Genomic DNA, 13,936 nt, shown 5'->3' with positions numbered 1-13,936 from the left:
GTACGCCTTCAGCTCAAGCGCCGTTTCGTGCCGTCCTTCTTTGAGAAGATGCCGCGTGCCCAGTGGGGATCGAGGCTTGTGCGTCCTCGCATTATTGGTCGCGCCGGCTGCAGGCCCTGGGGCATACGGTCCAACTGATGCCTCCGTCCATGTGAAGCCCCACGTCAAGCGGCAGAAGAACGACAGCACCGACGCGGAGGCTATTTGCGAGGCGGCCACAAGGCCTAACATGCGGTTCGTGGCGAGCAAGACGATCGAACAACAGAGCTGTCTGATGCTTCATCGCGTGCGCCATCTCATCGTTCGCTAGCAGACTGCCGTCATCAACTCGCTCGCGACTAGCGCCGTTGCCGGTGCTGAACCGATGCCAGGGATCGCATCCAGTCGCTTGCTTGTCGCCTTTGATCGATGCCAAGCAATAATGCGCCTATCGAACTCCAGGATCTGCGAACTCCGGGATCTGAGCCTTCAGTGTCCGCAACTGACTGCCGAGATACGCAAGACACGCGCGGGCAACCTCCGGGACCCGGCAGTCAGCTGGATCGGCGACGCCAACAGCTGTTCGACACCCCTGCGGGTTGCCGATGCCAGTGGCCTTCCGATCGGGGCGGGACTTCTCGGCCTGGAGCGGGCTCGTGCCGAAGCAGAACTCCAGTGGGGGCAAGGACAAGCTTGGCAGTATCAGCAAGCAAGGCGATCGCAATTTGGGCAGCCGGATCACGGCGGGCGCACTCGCCGTGATCCGCTATGAATGCGTGCTTTTAATCGGGACCTGATCAGCGGAGGGCATTATGGCCAGCGGTCATGAGTACCGCACGAGAAGGCCGAACACATGGCTGCTTCGCCCAACGCTGCAAGTGAAGGTTCTCCTTGAAGTCCTGATTAGAAGAGTGACGCTCTAGCTCAGATCAGCCGCCCGAGCAGTGACTCCGCGTCGCTCGGGCAAAGCCTCGGGTCTCCGCCAAGAAACTCCCTCGCAAGAAACTCCCTCGTTCGAAAGGCGCAAGGCCTTGGGGTCGGGCTGATTCCCCGAGATGATCAGCCGCAGAGAGAGAATTGAGGCTGTGGGGAACTCCTACCAGCGCGAGATCACGCCCCGAGCACTTCTCGTCAAGCGGCGGTATTTCGTAAGTATTATCAAGGTATTGGTGAAAAGTAGCCGTTCAGCAAAAAGTGATATTTGTGCAACATCCGTCCAAAAACGCGCCATTCAGGCCTCAACAAAGGCAGTCTGTCATTGATTGATCGGAGGTCTTCGCTTCTTATCGTGAGTGCGACGGAGGGGGGCATCCCAAGGTCGTCCCGTTTAGGTCTTTCACTGAAGTAGACCATCGTTACAGGGACGCGTTGAATTTCGACGTGTTTTTGCGGGTAGCTCAAACGGCTTTGTACGAGCAATTGTACGGGGCTTCAACTGGAGGTTAACATGAAGTTCAAGGGCCTTTTGCTCGGTTCCGCGGCAGCACTGCTCGCCGTTGGGGGAGCACAAGCGGCTGATCTTCCCGTAAAGGCCAAAGCGGTCGAGTACGTGAGGATCTGTTCGCTCTATGGTGCCGGTTTCTACTACATCCCGGGCACTGACACCTGCATCAAGCTGGGTGGTTATCTGCGCGCCGAAGTCGCCATCAACGCGACCGATTTCAACGGTAACTTCAGCAGCACCCAAGGTGCTCAGAACCGTCTGACGAACTACTACGTCACTCGCGCCCGTGAAGACTTCAACGTCGACACGCGCACCGCGACCGAATACGGCGTGGTTCGTACCTTCGCGGATGTGGTGTTCTCGTGGACCACGGATGCGTACTCGGGCAGCGGCACCACTCCTGGCGCGACCGTTTACTCGCAGCTCGGCGGCACGGGCGTTGGCGCACCCAACAATGCCAACGCAGGCGCGATCGCTGGCGGTACGCTCGGCGTGTACTACGCCTTCATCCAGTTCGCCGGCTTCACCATGGGTAAGGCCGTCGCGCAGTTCGACGCTCCCTGGACCAACTATCCGGGCAACAACTTCGACGGTCTGACGGGTGGCGGCGGCACGGTCACTGGTGTGAACCAGTTCACCTACACCGCTGACTTCGGTCAGGGCATCACGGCCGCGATTTCGGCGGTAGACCCGACTGCCTACTATCAGAGCAACCTGTACAACACCAGCGCCGGCGTTTCGGTCGCGGGTTTTGGTTCGGGCGGCTACGGCATCAATGCCTTCGGTGGCACCCGGTCTCCTGACATCCAGGGTATGATCCGCGTTGACCAGGCCTGGGGTCTGTTCCAGTTGTCCGCCGCGGCGCATGACAACCACGTCGGGTACTACACTGGCTTGCCCGCTGCGGCTGCGATTGCGGGAACCGAAGCGGCCGGTCACCCGGGCGACAAGTGGGGATATGCTGTGCAGGCGGCGTTGTCCATCAAGAACATCCCGACTGGTGCCGGCGACACGCTCAACGTGCAGGCGGTCTACACGGACGGTGCGACCCGCTACAACTTCCAGAGCTTGGCCTCGCAGAACTATGCAATGTTCGGCGGTACCGGCCTGGCGGGTGCCTATCAGAGCATTGGCCTTGCCGGCGCTGCTGACGGTGTGTTTGCCAACGGAACCGGCATCTCCACGGTTACGAGCTGGGGCTTCCGTGGCGCCTTCACCCACAACTGGGATGCGTTCTGGAACACCGCGATCTACGGTTCGTACTCTCAGCTGAAGTACGGCAACGGCGGTTCGGCTCTCGTCTGCGGTGCTCTCCTCGGTTTGGGCGCAGCCACTGCGGGCATCACCACCTGCAACCCGGACTTCAACCTCGGCACGGTCGGTCTCATCACCCGCTGGACCCCGGTGAAGAATCTGACCTTCTCGGCGGACGTGGCCTACACCATGCTCGACCAGAAGTACGCTGGTACGATCACCACGCCTGCCGCTGCGCCACTCGTCGCAAAGCCGGGTGCCACCTACGAGCTGAAGGATCAGAGCACCGTCAGCGTGCTGCTCCGCGCTCAGCGCAACTGGTAAGTTTGGTCTAACGACCTGACCTCCAAGGCCCCCGGCGGGAAACTGCCGGGGGTTCTTTGCATTTTTGATGCCTCCGGCAGCGGGTGAGAATCGGGACAGCCTAAACTGGCTCTCCACCCAGCAAAGGTGAGACGAACGTCTCTCAACCAGTTTCTCGGCTAAGCTTCTCGGTATGGCTTGATAATTGTTCAATGCAAACGAAATGCGACTGAACATGGATGCGCTTGTCCGGTGGCACTCGGACGCTCCAAAATTCTGAGCGTTGCCAACCGTCACCCGTCGGGCAAAACACCCGTCACCCCGTCAATCCCTCCCCGCAAAAATATTCCACTTTACCGAAATTCGGTTTTGGCGTATGTAGTCGCCCATCCCGGCTCACCCTTGAGGGGCGACCATGTGTCGTGATGGTCGTAGAGCCGGGCTTGCGGTGGACGCGGCAGCGTCGGGCGCGAAAGTGCGGGCAGGGCGGATTGCTCTCCGTGAGCCCAGAACTTCGTGCCGACGAGCGGCGCTGTCAGGTTCGTCTCGTCATCAGGTCGGCGGCAACGTGCACAACGTCGTCGAAACCGGTGGCGACAAGCGAGCCGTGCGTACGGCAAAACCGTGTGGTCCTGGCCGTCGTTGCTACGGTCAAGCCTTTGCGGAGGCGGCATTCGCGTCAACCGGCGCGGTGTCCGCGACTTTCGTGAAGGCGAGGGAGGCCAACAGGAACTCGGCTCCCGGGAGAGCACGGCATACGCCGTAAAGCCACTGCGCAGGGAGAGTGTAGGCACAAAAAGCTTAGACATATCAACGTGCTGTGGCTGTTGTGTCCACATTTGTGTCGCGATCCGGCGACGGTCCGGCTGCGAGAAAATTATATGAATGCCTATCAAGCCCAAGTCTGGCGGCGGGCGCAACGGGCACGCTACGATCTCCTATGAGTCGCCAAGGGGTCTTTTTGTTGATGGGCGAGAGCAATCTGAAGCGCCGCGCGCACGCCGCCGTACTGGACGGTTGTCCGTGGTGCATCTACTGCGGCGGCGACCTACCTGCGACGACTGTTGACCACGTTCCGCCGATCATCATGTTCGCGCAGCGCCAACGTCCAAAAGGACTTGAATTCGGGAGTTGCGAGCCGTGCAACGGCGGCACTAAGCACGCTGATCTGGTTGCAGCTATGCTCGGCCGTTCCATGCCCGATTCAGGAACGGACGCGGGCCGTGCGGAGATGAAGAGCATCTTTTCGGCCGTCAATAACAACATTCCCGGACTGCTGCAGGAAATGCACATCCCTCGCGAACTGCAAACGGCTGCAGGATGGCGAAAGCAAAATGGTGGCTTGCTTCGTACCGATGGGCCGCTACAAAAAAAGTTTTGCCGAAGTCTGGTGGCGTTGTTGCGCGGTGGTTTTCAAATGTTGACCGCCTCGATGGTACGTTTCCCCAGAGCGTTTTTGAGCACCTGTTGCCGCCGAGCACGTTGCGTCAAGGAAAGTTCGAAGTATCCGATCAGTTCGCATATCAGTGGCGGCTGGCGGAGGGTGACCGCATGGCAATGTTCCTCGCCACCTTTCGTCAATCGTTCGCAGTGATCGCTTTTGCTGCGACCGACAGGGGCCTGCTGGATACCGAGACCAAGCATCCATTTGAAATCTGCGCGCCCGGTGAGCTGATGAGCATCCTCCGCCGCGAAACGCCTCGGCCCGATACAGCGATCAGCGCAAGAACTGGAAAAAAACAATGGACAAGTTTGCCGAGGCCTTGATGAAGTTCAGCGGCTCTCTGGTTGCGCAGTACGACACTGTATTTGAGCATCGCGGAAACGCGGGCGACTCGCGAGAAAGCGCGGTCAGCGAATATCTTCGCAGAGTTATGCCCTCTAATTTCGGTTTTTCCAAGGGAGAAATGTTCGACTCTGCGGGAGCTAACTCCGGCGAGGTCGATCTCATCATTTACGACTCCGTCTTCTCGCCGATCTTCAGCGATGGGTCGGGCAAGATTTTAGCTCCCTTCGAATCGTGTTTCGGAGCAATTGAATGCAAATCGACTCTAACCATTGCTGAGTTGAAGGATTGCGTTCGAAAAATTGAGAAATACCGTTCCATGAAACGCGCTGTAAAAATTACGAATGCAGCGCAACTGCTGCCCTACGTCCGAGTCGAGGCGGGGCCGGGCATGAAAATCGGAGAGTCCTATAACGTCCCGCTGTTCGGTGTCTTTGCTTTCGACAATAAGATTGCGCTGGACACGCTTTTGGACATGTTGAAGCTCGATGTGGCAATCGACTACATCGTTGTTCCGGGCAAGTTCATTTACATTGCGAGAACGTCGGCGCAGCCCGCACTAATTGGAACAAACCATGTGATCGCGGAGACCGAAAATGCTGTCGCCGTCTGGATCATGTATCTGCAGACGATGCTTAGTGGGATCAAGCTCAGAGGCATTGATACTCATGGCTTGCTGCAGCGCCTCACCGCTGAAATGCCCGTGCGCCGATTGGTGTTCGGGCCAGCGGATCGCAGTGCGTCGATGCCTTCATCATAGTCCCCCACTTGCTCCCTAGGCCATCACGCAGCTCGGCGCATTCACCCTATCCGCCTGTGTTCTTCTCAGCAGCCTTTGCTTTTTCCGCCCGTCGTTTCGCTAGATACCCCTTGAACCGATACCAACCGATCCGTGTGTCGAGCCACAGCATGAAAGGAGAAAGAAAAACTCTGGGCGCAATCCACAAAATATAGACAATGATCTGCGCGGCGATGACTCGTCCGAATGCATCACTGATCGAAATGCCGCGAACGACTGAATCGACCCCGGTGAGTGTGATGATCGAGAACATGCAAACGCTAACGGCTCTGTTCCAAAAACGCGGTTCGCTCTTCAGGAGCCATGCATTCAATATCCCGCTCCACACCGCCGCAAAACATGCCGTCAGCGCCAGCACAATCGGGCTATGAAGAACGAGCTTGCCATCCGGTGTGAGCGACTGGGTGTGGAAAACTAGATCGAGGCCACCGACCAAGGTGGGCTGCTGCAGGAAAACGATGTGGATTAAAGGAAGAAGGAACGCGCCGCCGATTACGACTCTAGCGAAAATGAGATAGGCCAGCGCCTGCAGACGTAGCATCTCGTGCTGCTGTTTCGTGAGGCCAAGCAACGTTTTTTTGCTGCCCAATGCTCGGTAGATCGACGTCCGCAGTTGATCTTTCTCGATTGCAATGAACTGCATGGCCATAATCAGTGCCATGCCAGCCGTTGCCAAATATATCAGGAGACAGATGCAGTAGATGAGGCCCTGCAGCTTCTCGGCGCTTGGTATCGCGACAGACACCCCTTGATATGAAATGCCGCTGTCTAGCTTGACCTGCACAACGCCGACGGCAATGCCGATTGCCCAAACGAAGTAGATACGACGCAACTGCTTTTCGATGAACTCGTTAGCAGCTTTGTATGCGTCCAGATTTAAACGAGGCTTCACCGCCATCCTGCACCCCCCAGACCGTGCGCGAATATCGGTTCACGCTTACAACCCTGAGTAAGCTTTGACCAGTTGCTGCGTCAAGATGATCTCGAACGGCCATCGAACATGTCTACAGCGGGTCGGCGAAGCCGAATAGGTAAAGGCGCTGCCGCCGTTCGTGGTGAAGTACATTCGAGATCGTGGCGGCGGCTCAGACGATGCAGTGAGGATGATCCAAATAGCCCTGTGAATAACCGGGACAAAGGTCTCCATCCTCGCGGCGCTACCCTGCATTGTGCGATCGTGATGGCTCGCGATTCGCAAAAGAGCATTGGGGGCCAAAATGGCGGAAATTCGAGTTGACGCCGACAAGGCCGAACGAATGATTTCTCAGATATTGCGCGATCAAGGGGGCATGCTTCCAGCCAAGGCAAATGAGTTTGCAGTGAACATATGCCCGTAGGCTCACACTGGCAATGGCAGCGCCGACGTCCGAGGTCCTGACAGATTATCGGGTTATTCGTAGACACCCTCCATACGGCAGCGACTTCGCGTTCGAAGTGGCCAAGATAATTGCCGACGCGAAGGGTGATTCCGCGCTATATCCAGAGCGGCTTTGGGCAGCAGTCTATGATCGTGGTCGCGATCTTCCTGTCGTCAGTCCATAGGACGACAAGGTCACTGATCAAAGGCGGAGGCCACCGTGGTCGCACTGGATGGACGAAGACGCCACGCGAGAGGCAACCTACCGCGCCATCGGGCGATTCATCCATCAATTTGCATCGGTTGAGTGGACCTTGCGATACTACCTCGCTCAGGCAGTCAAGCTCGACCTGAATTACATGGATGCCATTGTCACGCACGACTTCGCCCTGCTGTGCACGGCTGTCACGTCGGTCTATTCAAACATCCTCAAGACCGAAGACGAGAAAAAGCTGCTCAAGAAACTGATCGGTCAGTTGTCGATCGATGAACGACACGCGGGTCAAGGTCGTTCACGGTCAGTGGTTTCCCTACGCTGAAGGCGGCATGGTCGCGCATCGGTCGCGGCAAAACCTCAAGCTGGAAGACACGACTGGCATGGCAGCGCTGCTGGAGCAGCAATCACAGGACGGCGTCGGCACATTCGCCTATCTTCAGGATTTGCTGTCGAGGTTCTTGGCTGGCCCGAAAACACGTTAGCTTCGCCTTTGTTCACCGCGCAAACAGCAACAGCGGCCCGAGCACGACGGCGTCCAACAGCATCGCGACACGCCGGGCCACGCTCCAGCCAATCATCGCAGCCTCTGTTACGCTCATTCGACAACTGCGGACACTGTTTGCCTGTCACAACTTCAAAGCAAGCTGGATTTCGCGGCCCCAAGGGCTGCTCGGCTTCGGGCTCGCATGCGGCGACTGCATTCGGATGCCCGCTGACGCCGCATCGCTGCATTCGTAACGCCAGCTCGCACTGTCCCACGCGCTCTGACTTCCCGTAGGGTGCACTCAAAGCGCTCATGTGGCAAAGCACGGCGGACTTGCCACGGCATCAGGCCGTGCGCTTCGATCTGGCAATGATCCGGGCTGGCGTTGCACATTTACAACCCGCAAAGCCATTCGAGACATTAAGCTGGTCGAGAGACCACTGAAACATATTTCGTGTTTATCTATGTAACTAGCGGGGGCGAACGGTGTTTGATGTCTATCGCAATGGCAAGCGCGACTTGCTCGTTCTAAGTACGGGCTCTGGCGTACCCGCGATTTACTCTGCACATAAGTGGCGCAAGAGCAGAAAACGAGTTCTCAAGGTCAGCGACGAAATCAGGTCAGCCGTTCAGGCTCGAGGCTATTACCTTCGCAGCCTGCGCGCCACCAAGGAGCGCATGATCGAGGTCGAGTAGGGTCGGCAGCCCCGTGTTCTCCGTTGCAAAACTCTGGAGCTTCACAACCAGCCGCATCCTCTGGCTCTTCCGAGTGATCAACCTGCATCGGCAACCTGCCACCGAGGCAAGGCGTGTTCGGATTATCCCGCGCCGGTCGTCCGAAACAAGCACGCGGGTACAGAGAAAGGCAACATCATTTACCTAGCGCGGCCTCGGGGCGATCTGGAATACCCTTGCGACCAATAGGGATTGTCCAAGCACATGGCCGAAAGTCCCGACCCCGCCGCTCGACACTGCTCCCATGATGTAAACTTACACTCGAAATATGTGCTGCCACCCCAGACCCATCTTTGCAGGCAAACCGGATAGCTGGGATCGTAGGTTTGCGCTGCGGCGGGGACGATTGCAGAGATTGCCGCGCCGCCAAGCAATAGCCACGGTAGCACTTTGCGCATAGCTCGCCTCATTTTCACGTCGATCATCTTTGGGAGCCGGATAGACGCACCAACAGGCAGGTCGGTCAAGACAGGCCAGAGCGCCGCGCGGGCTATGAAGACGTCAGCAGAAGGGCCTGATCACCAGATGAAACACGGTGGCGGTGATCGACGTCACGGTGTCCATCATCGGCGCGCTGCTCGTTGTCCACCAGTTCCCGGAGGATTGACGCCAAATCTTTTGGGAACGAGTTGCTGCCGTCCGACATTCTTCAAGCACCCAGAAAGCTGAAGGAGAATGGGATGCGCAAGTACTTGTTTGCTGCACTGCTCGCGAGTGCGATCGGGACACCCGTAGTTGCTGATGAAGTTGGGGTTGGTGTTCAGGCCGGTCCAGTGGGCGGAGGCGTTACTGTTGGCGAAACGCACGAGCGCCGACCCGTTGATCGGGATCGCACAACTGTGATCAGGGAGCCCGAGCATCGGGACACTGACAGGACGACCGTCATCAAGAGAGAGAATGAGGACGGCAGTAGAGAAAAAGAAGTTATCCATCACGACAACGACTAACCAAGCAGTCCGGGCTTTTCCTTGTCTACCTGCAGGTCGAGCTCGCATCGGCGGCACTGGAGCAGCAACGCGATCTTCGCCTTGGGATCGTGGCTGTGTGTTCTTGATCTTTGAAGTCGCTTGTTCGGCTGGGGAGCTTTGTTGAAGCCCGCCTGCCGGCTTCCTGTGGCCGTTGCCGACCCTCATTCCTCGCAGATAAATTTCTCCGTGCGACCACAGTTCTCGCACCGGAAGGCGATGAAATCCGGGTTCCCCTCCCGAGCCTCGACGCCCGCAACGACCATCGTCTTCCCGCAGGCGAGGCAGACCGGGTCTTCTCCAGTGTCCAGCGGGTAGAAAAGGAATTCGTTCTCGGTCATCGCGGAGCCCCACCACGAGAGGAGAGCGCGCCGCGCGATGAACGCCAAGCTATCTGCAGGGTTCACCCCACGGACTTGGCGCAGGTGGTGGCGAACATATTGCCACGGCACTGCCACCCGTAGCCCAGTTCGGTCCTGTCAATCCGCTGAGGGGTAAGGGCAGCGGCGGTAACAAGTACAACAGCAACGACGACTAAAGCCCAAGCGGTTGTCCAAATCCTGCTCATGATCAGCTCCGTTTCGCTGAGCAGGATCATGCGCTCGGTTTGCTTCGGCCGAATGTCGCCTCGCCCGCGATCGTGTTTCAGGACCGCTTCTTGCCGCCTGAGAGCACGAAGGGATGGCTGCTAACGACGGAAACACCTTCTGGCGCTGGCCATGTTGGACCGCTTTCGCGGCGGCTTCCGGCGCGCTCAGCTACGAAGCCAACGCTCGCGCGAGGGTGCCCCTTCGCAAGGCTCGCGAAGCGGTCCCGCAGGCTCCTTTAGGCACGACCGCACAGCACGCCTCAGACCTCCTTCCGTTGGGCCGCCGGTACCGCTGCACAGTCCTATGCCAGCTCCTAGCTCTTGCGAGGACCGCCATTCTGGATATTGTTCCCTTCATGGAACGATCATTCATTTCCCATCTTCTCGGATGATCCAATGCCGGGGCGTCGAATAATTAAAGCAGGCGGGTACCCTCAAAGAACGGCTGGTCGCCGAGGTGGAGCGGCTGCGGGAACAAGCCAAATCGTTGCCGCCCGGCCCAGATCGCGAAGCGTTGGAACTTAAAGCGCAGCAGGCAGAAACAGGTTTGCAGCTTCTAATCGCGTTCTGAAATGCAGGAGTTGCCGAATACCGACAGACTTCTTATCGAAAAGTTAAATGATTGCCATCATGCTACGCCCATATTTTAATCATTCAGAGGACAACGATGTCCGAAGTGATCAATTTCCGGCGCGGCCAAGAGCATCCTGCGGTGCATCCCGCCATTATTCGAGTTCAACGGCTCACAACTGTATTGTCCGAGCTGCACGGAGCAAACCTGCGCACTCAAGACGACATACGTGGCGCGCTATGGATCCTCGATCTCACCAACAGATGCGTTCGAGTTATACTGTCGGACTTTAAGGATGATCCCTGTATTGGCCAAGTCATTCGGCAAGCGGAGGAATTGACGGCTTCGGTCGAGATAGCCCGCTGCATGGTTCAGCACGTTGGCCCGGCTTTGCAGAACGCTGGCCGTTCTCAGGTAGTGATAACGACTTAATTGAACATGGAGCCATGAGGTTGGGAGGCCCGCGAGATGAGGCTTGTCGCAACACGGGAGTATTCGTTTCTCGACGTCCAAACTTTGAATGAGTGCCAAGCGCGTGACACGCTTTTTCGATACGGCGAGAATTCCTTTCTATTGCACATGACTCCCGGCGAAGGGGAGGACGACCAACTTTTCTGGTTGGACAGCCGCGCAGCACTGCTCTGGATCAATCAGAGCGTTGAAGAATTCGGATCATACTAGCGACCTAGACAGCGGACCAAAGCCAATGGTTGGAAGTCGGCGTGCACCCCGCTTTCGGGTGGCCAAGCCAGCGCAGATCGAGCTTGGAGGCGACAAAACTCCCTGCACGGTGCGTGACATTTCTACGTCGGGCGCAGCACTTCAACTCTTCAACACGATTGACAGAATACCCTCCGCCTTCACGTTGATTATTCCAGAAGATAATTTGAAATTGCCCTGTCGGGTCGTCTGGCGGACGCCCTTTAAGGTGGGCGTGATGTTCGTTTGAAGTGGTGGGGCTTATGCCATAGGACGTCTGTGCCACTGGAACATGTAATGTCCCGATGTCCGCTTCGGGTCCACAAACCGCCCGTGCCCGATGACAGGGTTACATCCGGGTTTGGTACAACAACATACCTTTTGTTCGAACTCTACCTCAGCCCTTGGACAGAAAAGCTCGCGAAGCCGATAACGCAGTCGCACGCATGAGAGACATCCGTGCAAGATCGCAAACCATCACGATGGAGCCTTCGACTGCTGTTGCGATTCTTGTTTTTGCGCCTGCTCCTCAACATACAAAACGACTGTGCGGCGCGTGTCCCGGTCAACAATCCTCTGAAACGCCTTGATGAGCCGCAGCATTTGAAGGTCGTCAGTAGCTTTTGACACGGCAATTGCTCCCGACAAGAATTAGGCCCGATAGTGAGCAATTATTTTGCAATCTCTCGGCACGCACTTGTAGCGCTGGATGTGCCATGCCTCGGAATGATATATTGGATGTTCTTCCTTCCACGTGGCTAATCCCGCTTGACCATTGATCATGCAGCTCTGAACGTGAGCTGGCTGTCGAGCGCGGAGCCGGTGACAATTTCATCGACGCAATCCGTCGAGGTTAAGGTGGCAAGCACAGCAATAATCGTGACAAACATGAGCCCCCCAAAATGGACTATTGAAAAACACAGCTCAAAAGTGCTTCAGCAAATGAGAAGGACTTCGGCGATATTGGCGCATTCACGGCCGCATCGCAACGTCCGCGAGTGCCCGTCTTTTTACGCGAAAGTATCTGCGTACCAGCGCTCAGCTTTTCGGAAGGCCAGCCCACCGTGCTCAATACGAGGCACCCGCTTGAACCGAACAGCGCAACTCAAGAAAAATGACCCCGAATGTCGGGGCCATTTTCTTAATCGTCGTTTGTTAGTCGTCGTAGTCCCAACTGTGGTGACGCCTAATGACTACCGTGCGGTCTCGATCATGGTTGTACCAACCACGGTGCCAGCCGCGATCATAGCCACGGTCAAACCCGTAGTCCCTGTCACGATAGTACCCGTGGTCGCCACCGATCCGGAAACCGAACTCCTGAGCACTGGCGAGCCTCGGTGCTGCCACGCTGAGTGCCGTCACAGCGGCGAGAACATAACAAGCCTTCCTCATTGTGCTTCTCCCTTGCTGGTTACGATTACCAACCAATGGGGAATGGCGCCGTTCCGAGAACAGCCGCGAAACTTTATTGAACAGACGTTCACCAGCATTGCTATGTGGAAGTACAAGTTCCGGCCGACCAAGGAGTAAGACACGTCGAGCCGCACACAACTAGACCCCCGGGGATTAGCTCCGAGGGTCCTGCCATCGCTGGGTCCGGGTACATCCGCCGATCATGCCCAGCCGATGCAGTCGCAATCACGTCATCCGATCGTGGTCTCGATGTGGCCCGACCATGCTAAAGTTCGCTCGAAAACGACTTGGCCGACAGCTCGCGTGCGCACCAATCAGCACGCCGCCGATGCTCAACTGCCAATGCTTTACGTGCCTGCACGTCTGAGATGATCTCATCGATCTCAGCGCCATCAAGCGTCCGCTTGATGCGCAACACGGTGGACAGCACGATCACCACGTCACCATAGGGCATCAACAGATCGCGCGCGGCGACGTCGCAATGCGCGATGAAGGTCTCGACGGCTTCCTCGCTCTTGCAGATGAGCAGCGCCAACTCACGAGCCTGCCGCAGATCATCGCTCACTCCAGCAGCCCCATGTTGCGAGAAGAGGCTTTCGGCTGCCCCTCCCGCCAGCAGCTCAGTGCAATGTCCATACACGCTCGCATAGACATCCGCGAACGAAGCCCGATCCTCGCCGGCCTCCGGCATCATTGGAGCCAGTGCCTTCCGCACGTCTGAAGCATCGCCGCGAACCGCTGCGAATGCCTCGGCATGACCAATGCCCCAGCACATGCCTTCAGACCCTCGGACGGAGTCCGGGCTAACCGTCACGCCACCAACGGCATGCCCCAGCAGCCGGGCGCAGATAGCGTGGCCCGCCTCGTGGACTGCTATCCGCTGGTCCTGCTCCTCTGTCCGGCCGAGCTGCTTGAGCAGATCGTTGTATTCGGCGTTCTCTTCCTCTGCTTGACTATTCATGGCGAAAGCTCACGGCCCGCGCCACGACCCAAACGAATGGCGCGGCCCGCCTCACGGCCGAACCGGAGCTGCGCAGCCCACAGTCGCGGTTCTGCAGCCAGATGAGCAGATCAGGATTGATATTCATCTACGTTCTCCGCGCGAGCTTGAAGCGCTGTTCACGGGCGTTCATGACCCTGTTGGCGAATTCATACTGATGCTGGCGCAGGAGCATGCGGCGGCGAATGCGCCCAACGTCACCGTGAGAGCCCAAGGCCGCGTCGAACATCGCTTCGGCGACACCACGAGGCATTTCGCCTTCGCGATTGACGACGTAACCGTCCAGCCTCTGGCTGATGCGGTGTGACTCAAAATCCGGCGGGAGAAGCCGCTTACGCATA

The 13,936-nt window shown here is 57.5% G+C and carries 17 protein-coding genes and 1 pseudogene; 13 read left to right on the top strand and 5 right to left on the bottom strand.

From position 1 onward, the window contains the following. Nucleotides 1-92: 92 nt before the first annotated feature. The 6 genes and pseudogenes from ACVWYI_RS33300 to ACVWYI_RS33275 form a co-directional block, all read left to right on the top strand. A pseudogene (locus ACVWYI_RS33300) lies at nucleotides 93-307 on the top strand (IS110 family transposase); the annotation flags it as partial. A 277-nt stretch (nucleotides 308-584) separates the two neighbouring features. After that, on the top strand, nucleotides 585-776 hold the full coding sequence (locus tag ACVWYI_RS33295; protein ID WP_456664241.1) for a transposase: 192 nt from the start codon (nucleotides 585-587) through the stop codon (nucleotides 774-776). A gap of 650 nt (nucleotides 777-1,426) precedes the next feature. After that, nucleotides 1,427-3,001, top strand: a complete 1,575-nt coding sequence (locus tag ACVWYI_RS33290; protein WP_247352201.1) for a porin — start codon at nucleotides 1,427-1,429, stop codon at nucleotides 2,999-3,001. A gap of 919 nt (nucleotides 3,002-3,920) precedes the next feature. Further along, a complete protein-coding gene (locus tag ACVWYI_RS33285; RefSeq protein WP_456664240.1) occupies nucleotides 3,921-4,574 on the top strand; it encodes a hypothetical protein in 654 nt (217 codons plus the stop codon). Further along, nucleotides 4,532-4,747, top strand: a complete 216-nt coding sequence (locus ACVWYI_RS33280; protein WP_456664239.1) for a hypothetical protein — start codon at nucleotides 4,532-4,534, stop codon at nucleotides 4,745-4,747. The genes ACVWYI_RS33285 and ACVWYI_RS33280 overlap by 43 nt, the downstream gene beginning before the upstream one ends. Continuing rightward, on the top strand, nucleotides 4,723-5,526 hold the full coding sequence (locus ACVWYI_RS33275) for a DUF6602 domain-containing protein (RefSeq protein WP_456664238.1): 804 nt from the start codon (nucleotides 4,723-4,725) through the stop codon (nucleotides 5,524-5,526). The genes ACVWYI_RS33280 and ACVWYI_RS33275 overlap by 25 nt, the downstream gene beginning before the upstream one ends. Before the next feature lie 46 nt (nucleotides 5,527-5,572). Here the strand turns inward: ACVWYI_RS33275 and ACVWYI_RS33270 are convergent, their stop codons facing one another. Continuing rightward, nucleotides 5,573-6,463 (bottom strand): hypothetical protein, encoded by an 891-nt coding sequence (locus tag ACVWYI_RS33270; protein ID WP_456664237.1) that lies wholly within the window; start codon nucleotides 6,461-6,463, stop codon nucleotides 5,573-5,575. Nucleotides 6,464-7,155: 692 nt separating this feature from the next. Between ACVWYI_RS33270 and ACVWYI_RS33265 the strand changes: the two genes are divergently transcribed. The 3 genes from ACVWYI_RS33265 to ACVWYI_RS33255 all read left to right on the top strand — a co-directional run bounded on the left by ACVWYI_RS33265 (nucleotide 7,156) and on the right by ACVWYI_RS33255 (nucleotide 8,319). Beyond that, nucleotides 7,156-7,461: a hypothetical protein gene (locus ACVWYI_RS33265; RefSeq protein WP_456664236.1), complete on the top strand. Its 306-nt coding sequence runs from the start codon at nucleotides 7,156-7,158 to the stop codon at nucleotides 7,459-7,461. Continuing rightward, nucleotides 7,409-7,621 (top strand): hypothetical protein, encoded by a 213-nt coding sequence (locus ACVWYI_RS33260; RefSeq protein ID WP_456664235.1) that lies wholly within the window; start codon nucleotides 7,409-7,411, stop codon nucleotides 7,619-7,621. Before ACVWYI_RS33265 ends, ACVWYI_RS33260 begins: the two co-directional genes overlap by 53 nt. 488 nt (nucleotides 7,622-8,109) lie before the next feature. Continuing rightward, complete coding sequence (locus tag ACVWYI_RS33255) at nucleotides 8,110-8,319, top strand: hypothetical protein (RefSeq protein ID WP_456664234.1); 210 nt, start codon at nucleotides 8,110-8,112, stop codon at nucleotides 8,317-8,319. 179 nt (nucleotides 8,320-8,498) lie between these two features. On the opposite strand, the gene ACVWYI_RS33250 is transcribed toward ACVWYI_RS33255, so the two are convergent. Then, nucleotides 8,499-8,756: a DUF3551 domain-containing protein gene (locus ACVWYI_RS33250; RefSeq protein ID WP_456664604.1), complete on the bottom strand. Its 258-nt coding sequence runs from the start codon at nucleotides 8,754-8,756 to the stop codon at nucleotides 8,499-8,501. 282 nt (nucleotides 8,757-9,038) lie between these two features. Here ACVWYI_RS33250 and ACVWYI_RS33245 point away from each other — a divergent pair, with 282 nt between their 5' ends. Continuing rightward, on the top strand, nucleotides 9,039-9,305 hold the full coding sequence (locus ACVWYI_RS33245) for a hypothetical protein (protein ID WP_456664233.1): 267 nt from the start codon (nucleotides 9,039-9,041) through the stop codon (nucleotides 9,303-9,305). Between the two features lie 182 nt (nucleotides 9,306-9,487). On the opposite strand, the gene ACVWYI_RS33240 is transcribed toward ACVWYI_RS33245, so the two are convergent. After that, nucleotides 9,488-9,664 (bottom strand): hypothetical protein, encoded by a 177-nt coding sequence (locus tag ACVWYI_RS33240; protein WP_456664232.1) that lies wholly within the window; start codon nucleotides 9,662-9,664, stop codon nucleotides 9,488-9,490. A gap of 915 nt (nucleotides 9,665-10,579) precedes the next feature. On the opposite strand from ACVWYI_RS33240, the gene ACVWYI_RS33235 reads away from it, so the two are divergent. Both ACVWYI_RS33235 and ACVWYI_RS33230 read left to right on the top strand, forming a co-directional pair. Beyond that, on the top strand, nucleotides 10,580-10,915 hold the full coding sequence (locus tag ACVWYI_RS33235; protein WP_456664231.1) for a hypothetical protein: 336 nt from the start codon (nucleotides 10,580-10,582) through the stop codon (nucleotides 10,913-10,915). A gap of 274 nt (nucleotides 10,916-11,189) precedes the next feature. Next, the gene (locus tag ACVWYI_RS33230) at nucleotides 11,190-11,432 is read left to right on the top strand and encodes a PilZ domain-containing protein (protein WP_456664603.1); all 243 of its coding nucleotides are present in this window, start codon (nucleotides 11,190-11,192) and stop codon (nucleotides 11,430-11,432) included. 227 nt (nucleotides 11,433-11,659) lie between these two features. Here ACVWYI_RS33230 and ACVWYI_RS33225 read toward each other — a convergent pair whose 3' ends face one another. Continuing rightward, on the bottom strand, nucleotides 11,660-11,812 hold the full coding sequence (locus tag ACVWYI_RS33225) for a hypothetical protein (protein ID WP_456664230.1): 153 nt from the start codon (nucleotides 11,810-11,812) through the stop codon (nucleotides 11,660-11,662). A gap of 1,048 nt (nucleotides 11,813-12,860) precedes the next feature. After that, on the bottom strand, nucleotides 12,861-13,556 hold the full coding sequence (locus tag ACVWYI_RS33220; RefSeq protein WP_456664229.1) for a hypothetical protein: 696 nt from the start codon (nucleotides 13,554-13,556) through the stop codon (nucleotides 12,861-12,863). Between ACVWYI_RS33220 and ACVWYI_RS33215 the strand changes: the two genes are divergently transcribed. Further along, on the top strand, nucleotides 13,555-13,902 hold the full coding sequence (locus ACVWYI_RS33215) for a hypothetical protein (protein WP_456664228.1): 348 nt from the start codon (nucleotides 13,555-13,557) through the stop codon (nucleotides 13,900-13,902). The two genes, ACVWYI_RS33220 and ACVWYI_RS33215, sit on opposite strands and share 2 nt — an antisense overlap. The last annotated feature ends 34 nt before the right edge of the window (nucleotides 13,903-13,936 follow it).

This window comes from Bradyrhizobium sp. LB13.1 (assembly GCF_054056815.1).
This window is presented reverse-complemented; position numbering and strand designations above follow the sequence as displayed.

Coding starts and splice junctions, on each gene's coding strand:
- ACVWYI_RS33295 (WP_456664241.1), top strand. CDS start 585: ATGCCAGTGGCCTTCCGATCGGGGCGGGACTTCTCGGCCTGGAGCGGG.
- ACVWYI_RS33290 (WP_247352201.1), top strand. CDS start 1,427: ATGAAGTTCAAGGGCCTTTTGCTCGGTTCCGCGGCAGCACTGCTCGCC.
- ACVWYI_RS33285 (WP_456664240.1), top strand. CDS start 3,921: ATGAGTCGCCAAGGGGTCTTTTTGTTGATGGGCGAGAGCAATCTGAAG.
- ACVWYI_RS33280 (WP_456664239.1), top strand. CDS start 4,532: ATGGCAATGTTCCTCGCCACCTTTCGTCAATCGTTCGCAGTGATCGCT.
- ACVWYI_RS33275 (WP_456664238.1), top strand. CDS start 4,723: ATGGACAAGTTTGCCGAGGCCTTGATGAAGTTCAGCGGCTCTCTGGTT.
- ACVWYI_RS33270 (WP_456664237.1), bottom strand. CDS start 6,463: ATGGCGGTGAAGCCTCGTTTAAATCTGGACGCATACAAAGCTGCTAAC.
- ACVWYI_RS33265 (WP_456664236.1), top strand. CDS start 7,156: ATGGACGAAGACGCCACGCGAGAGGCAACCTACCGCGCCATCGGGCGA.
- ACVWYI_RS33260 (WP_456664235.1), top strand. CDS start 7,409: ATGAACGACACGCGGGTCAAGGTCGTTCACGGTCAGTGGTTTCCCTAC.
- ACVWYI_RS33250 (WP_456664604.1), bottom strand. CDS start 8,756: ATGCGCAAAGTGCTACCGTGGCTATTGCTTGGCGGCGCGGCAATCTCT.
- ACVWYI_RS33245 (WP_456664233.1), top strand. CDS start 9,039: ATGCGCAAGTACTTGTTTGCTGCACTGCTCGCGAGTGCGATCGGGACA.
- ACVWYI_RS33240 (WP_456664232.1), bottom strand. CDS start 9,664: ATGACCGAGAACGAATTCCTTTTCTACCCGCTGGACACTGGAGAAGAC.
- ACVWYI_RS33235 (WP_456664231.1), top strand. CDS start 10,580: ATGTCCGAAGTGATCAATTTCCGGCGCGGCCAAGAGCATCCTGCGGTG.
- ACVWYI_RS33230 (WP_456664603.1), top strand. CDS start 11,190: ATGGTTGGAAGTCGGCGTGCACCCCGCTTTCGGGTGGCCAAGCCAGCG.
- ACVWYI_RS33215 (WP_456664228.1), top strand. CDS start 13,555: ATGGCGAAAGCTCACGGCCCGCGCCACGACCCAAACGAATGGCGCGGC.
- ACVWYI_RS33220 (WP_456664229.1), bottom strand. CDS start 13,556: ATGAATAGTCAAGCAGAGGAAGAGAACGCCGAATACAACGATCTGCTC.